General features: G+C 30.7%; 5 protein-coding genes. 3 read left to right on the top strand and 2 right to left on the bottom strand.

The genetic code is table 11. The features are described 5' to 3' along the window. The 3 genes from ABY298_RS13820 to ABY298_RS13810 form a co-directional block, all read left to right on the top strand. Nucleotides 1-1,104, top strand: a 1,104-nt coding sequence (locus ABY298_RS13820; protein WP_372746648.1) for an NAD(P)/FAD-dependent oxidoreductase, incomplete at its 5' end; no start/stop codon positions are given. Nucleotides 1,105-1,377: 273 nt separating this feature from the next. Next, on the top strand, nucleotides 1,378-4,599 hold the full coding sequence (locus tag ABY298_RS13815) for a chondroitinase-B domain-containing protein (RefSeq protein WP_372746647.1): 3,222 nt from the start codon (nucleotides 1,378-1,380) through the stop codon (nucleotides 4,597-4,599). Between the two features lie 29 nt (nucleotides 4,600-4,628). Continuing rightward, on the top strand, nucleotides 4,629-5,336 hold the full coding sequence (locus tag ABY298_RS13810) for a hypothetical protein (protein ID WP_372746646.1): 708 nt from the start codon (nucleotides 4,629-4,631) through the stop codon (nucleotides 5,334-5,336). A 19-nt stretch (nucleotides 5,337-5,355) separates the two neighbouring features. Here the strand turns inward: ABY298_RS13810 and ABY298_RS13805 are convergent, their stop codons facing one another. Then, the gene (locus ABY298_RS13805; protein WP_372746645.1) at nucleotides 5,356-6,255 is read right to left on the bottom strand and encodes a TIGR01777 family oxidoreductase; all 900 of its coding nucleotides are present in this window, start codon (nucleotides 6,253-6,255) and stop codon (nucleotides 5,356-5,358) included. 76 nt (nucleotides 6,256-6,331) lie between these two features. Continuing rightward, nucleotides 6,332-6,898: a 2-oxoacid:acceptor oxidoreductase family protein gene (locus ABY298_RS13800; protein WP_372746644.1), complete on the bottom strand. Its 567-nt coding sequence runs from the start codon at nucleotides 6,896-6,898 to the stop codon at nucleotides 6,332-6,334. Nucleotides 6,899-6,962 lie beyond the last annotated feature (64 nt).

Below are 6,962 nucleotides of genomic sequence, written 5' to 3'. Positions count from 1 at the left end.
GCCTTTCCGCTTCGAAAAATTATTAAAAGTTTCCCTAATTTTTATTTTAGATTAACAGAGGTTTTAAGTGTTGATACTGAAGAAAATATTATTAATTCTACAATTGGAAAACTTAAATACGATTATTTAGTAATTGCAACAGGTTCTAAAACCAATTATTTTGGTAACACTTTTATTGAACGCTATAGTATGGCAATGAAAAATGTACCTCAATCTTTAAATCTTCGTAGTTTAATTATTGAAAATTTTGAAGAAGCATTATTAACTTCAAATTTTGAAGAAAGAAATGCTTTAATGAATTTTGTAATAGTTGGTGGAGGTCCAACAGGAGTTGAACTAGCTGGTGCATTAGCAGAAATGAAAAAGGGAATTCTACCAAAAGATTACCCCGATTTAGATATCCGTCAAATGCAAATAAATATTGTTGAAGGTAGCGATAGATTGTTGAATTCTATGAGTGAAATATCATCTGTAAAAGCAGAAGATTTTTTAACTAATTTAGGTGTTCATGTTTGGAAAAGTGTTCAAATTACCAATTACGACGGGTATTTAGTAACTACAAATAGCGACTTATCTTTCAATTCATCAACAGTAGTTTGGGCAGCAGGTGTAAAAGGAGCGCCTTTAAATGGACTTGATCAGGAATGTATAGTAGAAAGAGCTCAACGAATTAAAGTAAACGAATTTAACGCTGTTAATGGTTATAACAATATTTTTGCTATTGGTGATGTTTCAAATATGTCAACAACAAAATTCCCGAACGGTTTGCCAATGATGGCGCAACCTGCAATTCAACAAGGAAAGCATTTAGCAAAAAATATAGTAGCATTATTAAATAATAAATCAATGAAACCTTTTAAATATTATGATAAAGGGTCAATGGCTACAATTGGTAGAAATAAAGCAGTGGTAGATTTAAATGTTTGGAAATTTCAAGGTGTTTTTGCTTGGTTTGTTTGGATGTTTATTCACTTAATTTCGCTAATAGGTTTTAGAAATAAAATTGTAGTTTTCTTTAACTGGGTATACAATTACATTTGGTTTGATAGAGAAACCCGATTAATTATTAGACCTTTTAAAAATAAAAATAAAGAATCTTTTTAAAGAGTTTAGGTGTTTTAGTTATAATAATTCCTAAAACCACAAATTAAAGCCAATTTTTTTATTTGAAATATTAGGCTTTTTTTAATACTTAAGGCATGTGCAAACGCACGTGCTTTTTTTTTTAAATATTACTCATTATTAATATAATATATTAATCTTTTTCATTAATTTTAATTAACCAAACTGGTTTACCAAACTGGTAAACCATATATATAATATTTAATTAATTATAAAATGAAAAAAAAATTACTTTTTAAAAACAATTTTTATGTGATGCTACTATTATTTTTAGTAGTTACGCAGGTTTCAGTTTCCCAAACAAGAACTACACCAGGTGTAGCTCAAACTTTTTATATTTCTAGCCCTGCAGCACTTACAGCTACGTATTCTGCCAACCTTATCCCAGGAGATATAGTTATTTTGGCAGATAATACATATAGTTCTAGTGCTACAATGAAGTTTAATGGTGTGGGAACTGCAGAAAACCCTATTACATTAAGGCCGGCTACTCCTGGCGGTGTTACATTTACTGGTGGTCAAACAATGGATATTGGAGGAGATTGGTGTATTATTGAAGGTTTTCGATGGAAAGGTGGAGTTGGAACAAGCAATTTTATTGAATTTAGAGATGGCACTAATTATGCCAATAATAGCATTCTTCAAAACTGTGTAATAGATGGTGTAACAGTTAGTGGAGGTGTTAATCCATTAAATGGTACAAGTGTAAAACATAATTGGGTTGTATTATATGGAACTAAAAATACGGTAATTAATTGTTCGTTTTTAAATAAAATTACCTCAGGAAATATGATTCTGGCAGAGTATCAATTTAATGCCTCTCCTTTGGGTGATGATGCCACAAACACACGTTGTACAGAAGTTGGGCATCAAATTCTTAATAATTATTTTTACAATTATTCTAAAATTGACGCTTCAGCTACAAATTCTGGAGATAGTGAAGCTATACGTATAGGTACTAGTGAGTATCAAAATGTACAAAGTAACGCCTTAGTGCAAAATAATTATTTTGTTGCCACAGATGGTGAAAATGAAATTATAACTAATAAAAGTAAAGGTAATAGCTATATTAATAACACTTTTAGAAGATGTAGAGGTTCGCTAGTTCTTCGTCATGGATCTAACACTGTAGTTAATGGAAATTATTTTTTAGGTGAAAATGTTGAAGGTACTGGAGGAATTAGAATTGTTGATAGCAATCAAACAATTAGGAATAATTATATTCAAGATTGTGTTACAACTGTAGACAATGCTATATGGAATAACGGTATTACTTTTTTGGGTGGAAACGATACCAGTGCCGTTGATTGTAATTCTTTAAGTATGACAAACGGATATCAAAAAGTTCAAAATATTGATGTATCCAATAACTCAATAGTAAATACAAACGCTCCATTGTTTTTTAATATTAATACAGGAACTACCAAACCTTTGGGAACAGTTTCAAACAACTTAATTTATTTTGCTGATGCTAATCCAAATAAAACAGCTGTTATAACAGGTAATACTACATCTCCTATTGCAATGGGTACTGGTTTAACGTACTCTGGAAACGAGTTTAAAGGAACTACTGTGGGAGAAACTACATACACTGGTTTTACTGAAAATACAGCAATTACAGCTACTCTTAATTCTGATGGTGAAACATATTCTTTTTCTGGTGTAGCTGGTAAAGGTGCTGATATGGGAACTTATTCGCCAGCAATAGACGCTATGGTTGGAAACGGAATTGGAGCTTGTTTTTTAGTGTTAAATTCTAGTAGTGCTGATGGTTATGATATAGTAACTACGGGCGACTGTAATATTGAAATACCTGAATCTTTAATTGTAGGTAGTTTATCATCGCTTACAGATGTTGCTGGAAGTTATAATGTTGAAGTTACAGCAAATGTAAGCTGGACAGCAGTTTCTAATGATGCTTGGATTTCTATTGATATTACTTCGGGTACTGGAGATGCTACAGTTTCGGTTACTGTAACCGAAAATACTGGTACAGAAAGTAGAATAGGTACTGTAACTTTTACACAAGATGCAGGAGGTGACAATATTGTAAGAACATTAACTATAACTCAAGATGCACCACCACCTGCAGATCCTCGTGATGATTTAGACCTGATAAATGATGGCTCTGAAAACGATAATGTGATTGTTTACTCCGTATTTCATGAAGAAATAACTACAACAAAAAATAATATTGCTGAAAATAGTTTAGATAAAGATACTAGTACACAATGGTCTGGAGATAACGCAGCAACTACTATTGCAGACGGAACTAATGTTGGTGAAATAATATATGATTTAGGCGGAAGTTATGATTTACAATTAGTAGATTATATGAGTACAAATGGTAAAACTTACGAGTTTAAAATACTAGTATCATCTACAACTGCAGATGATGCTGCTTTCTCCAACCCATTTGACGATACAAACCTTGTATGCTCTACAGTAAGTAGTGAATTTAAAAGTTTTATTTTACCATCAGCAGCACTAAATACTAAATATGTAAAAGTTATTGGTTATGGTCAGCCTTCTAAACCAAGTACCTGGAACACTATTGTGGAAATAGAATTTTATGGGCTTAAAAAGACTACAGATGGAGATGATGATAATGATGGTGTTTCTAACTCGAATGATAGTTGTCCGGATACACCAAGTGGAGAAAGTGTTGATGAAAACGGATGTTCAAATAGCCAATTAGACGATGATAATGATGGTGTAAATAACAATATTGATCAATGTGAGAATTCTACACCTGGTTTAAGTGTAAATGAATTAGGTTGCTTTCAACTGCCAGCAAACAACTTTAAAGTTGAGATTGTTAGTGAAACGTGTTCAGGAAAAAATAACGGAAAAATAATTTTAACAGCAGCAGAGTCTTTAAATTATTCGGCTACCATTAACGGAACTGAATATACGTTTAATAGCACTTTAGAAGTAAGTAACTTAAGCCCAAAAACATATGCTTTTTGTATTTCTGTAGATAATGAGAACTTTGAACAATGTTTTAATGTTACAATTGATGAAGGAACAACTGTTGCTGGTAAGGCAACATTAATTTCTAACAAAGTTGATATTGATATTACACAAGGTACCGCTCCTTTTAATGTTTATTTAAATGGAATAGAATTGTTTGAAACAATGAATAATTCGTTTTCAGTTGATGTAACTTATGGAGATTTGGTTCAAGTAAAAACCAATGTAGAATGTGAAGGTGTTTTTTCAAAACAAATTGATTTTATTGAAGATTTAGCAGCTTATCCAAATCCAACAAGTGGTAGATTAACTATTGATTTACCTATTGTGGAAAAAGAAATTACAATTGAATTGTATACTATATACGCGCAATTAATTTCATCAAAAACCTACACTTTAAATTCAGGTAAAGTTGAAATGAATTTAAGCGATTTTCCTACAGGAATTTATCTTGCAAAAGTTATGGTTAATAAACCAATAACAATTAAAGTTGTTAAAAAGTAATGCTATTTAAAAAATTAAAACTTATAAAAATGAAATTCATCAAAAAAATAATATTGATCGTAGTTACACTTGGTTTAATCTGGTCTTGTGGAGGCGGAGATGGAGATGATCCAACGCCTACAATAGAAGAAAACGAATCGCCAAATACGCCAACTCAACTATATCCGGCAAGTAACGAATTGTGTATAGATAATACTGTAAATTTTCAATGGAGTGCATCTGTAGATCCAGAAGGAAATACAATTTCATATATTGTAGAAGTCTCTAAAAACAATTCTTTTTCACCAATCATAGAAACTAAAACAGTTACTTCTACATCCACTACTATTACATTAGAAAAAGGAGTTGCATATTATTGGAGAGTAACAGCAAAAGACAGTGAAAATGCAACAAGTGAACCATCAACAGTTAATGGTTTTTATACAGAAGGTATTGCAGTTTCTAATTATGCGCCATTTTCGCCTGAATTGGTTTTGCCAAGTTTAGGTTCAACAATTCAAACCACTTCAACTACTTTAGAATGGTCTGCCAGTGATATTGAAAATAATAGTTTAACCTACGATGTGTATGTAGGAACTGTAAATCCGCCAACTAATGTGGTTGCTACAAATCAAACTAGTAATAAATATACCTTAGATCCATTAACAGCATCAACAACCTATTATTGGAAAGTTGTAGTTAAAGATAATAAAGGAGGGCAAACTATAGGTCAAGTTTGGAATTTTGTAACGGATTAAACTTTATTTAATAGAAAAACTAAGGCTTTAAATTTATAAGTGCATCCTTAATATTGGAAAACTTAAATTTAAAGCCTGTTTTTTTTATTTTTTCTGAAGAAACTTTACTTCCTTCTAATAAAATAACAGCCATTTTTCCAAAGATTAATTTTAGTAAAAAACTTGGAATATTTGGAAGCCGAACTTTTTTATGTAGTTGTTTTGCAATAATTTGCGTTAGTTTAGTATTGGTAATGTGCTCTGGAGCAACTGCATTGTATATACCATTTAATTCTGTGTTTTCAATAGCTTTTAAGTACATATTACATAAATCATTAATATGAATCCACGGCATATATTGGGTTCCTTTTCCTAACGCAGCTCCAATACCTTGTTTAATAGGTTTTGTTATTTTTTCTAAAGCACCGCCTTTTTTAGTGAATACAACACCTGTTCTAAAAATAACAGTTCTAATATTTAGCGACGTAAATTTAAGAGAAGCTTCTTCCCATTTAATACAAACCTCACTTAAAAAATCATTTCCTGAGGAACTTTTTTCGTTAAAAATTTCTTCAGATGTAGTTGCACCATAAAAACCAATGCCCGAGGCAGCAATAAAACCTTTAAGTTTAGGGTTTAGCGCTTGTACTTTGTTAAATAATAAATTGGCAGATGAAACTCTGCTGTCAATTAAAAGTTTTTTTCTTTTTGAAGTCCAACGTTTGTCGGCAATACCAGCACCAGCTAAATGAATTATGTATTCACAATTTTTTATAGCATTTTCATCAATATAATTATGTTCTATATCCCATTGATAAACATTGGTTTTATTTGATAAAGTTCTACTTAAAATAGATACTGTATGTCCTTTTTTTAAGAGTAAATTACAAAGATGGTTCCCAATTAAACCTGTTCCGCCAGTTATTAATATTGATGCCATAAATAAAATCGCTTATTTTATAGAAAAAGTACTATAAAATAAGCGATTTTAAAAATGTTTAACAATTAATATTTAATTATTGAATTATTTTCTCTTCAACTTTATAGGGAATAATACTGTTCATCCCTTTTGTTATAGCTTCTTTATTTAAAGGAATTAAGAAATGATACCGTTCTGATAAGGATTTTTTTAAACCTTCAATAACATTTTCTAATTTTACAATTGGTTTTTCTTTTAAGAAACCACCTAAAATTATCATATTAAATATTTTTTTATTTCCCATTTCAGCTGCCAATTTAGTAGCTTCAACTTGAAATATTTTAATATCTGTTCTAGTTGGATGGTGAGAAATTCCGTTTGGATCATAAATTAATAAACCTCCAGGTTTTACTGTTTCCTCAAACTTATCCATAGATTGTTGATTTAAAATAATAGCCGTATCAAAAAGTTTTAAATAAGGAGAACTAATTCTTTCATCACTTAAAATTACAGTAACATTGGCAGTTCCACCTCTCATTTCTGGTCCGTAAGATGGCATCCAACTAACTTCTTGGTTTTGCATTATACCAGAATATGCTAATATTTTTCCCATTGATAGTACACCTTGTCCACCAAATCCCGCAATAATAATTTCTTCTGTCATAACTTTTATTTTAAAATTCCATCAACTTTAATATCGCCTAAAGGAAAGTAAGAAAACATATGTT

Origin of the sequence: Lutibacter sp., from assembly GCF_041596795.1 — a bacterium.
In the GTDB taxonomy this organism is placed as follows: Bacteria; Bacteroidota; Bacteroidia; order Flavobacteriales; family Flavobacteriaceae; genus Lutibacter.
This window is presented reverse-complemented; position numbering and strand designations above follow the sequence as displayed.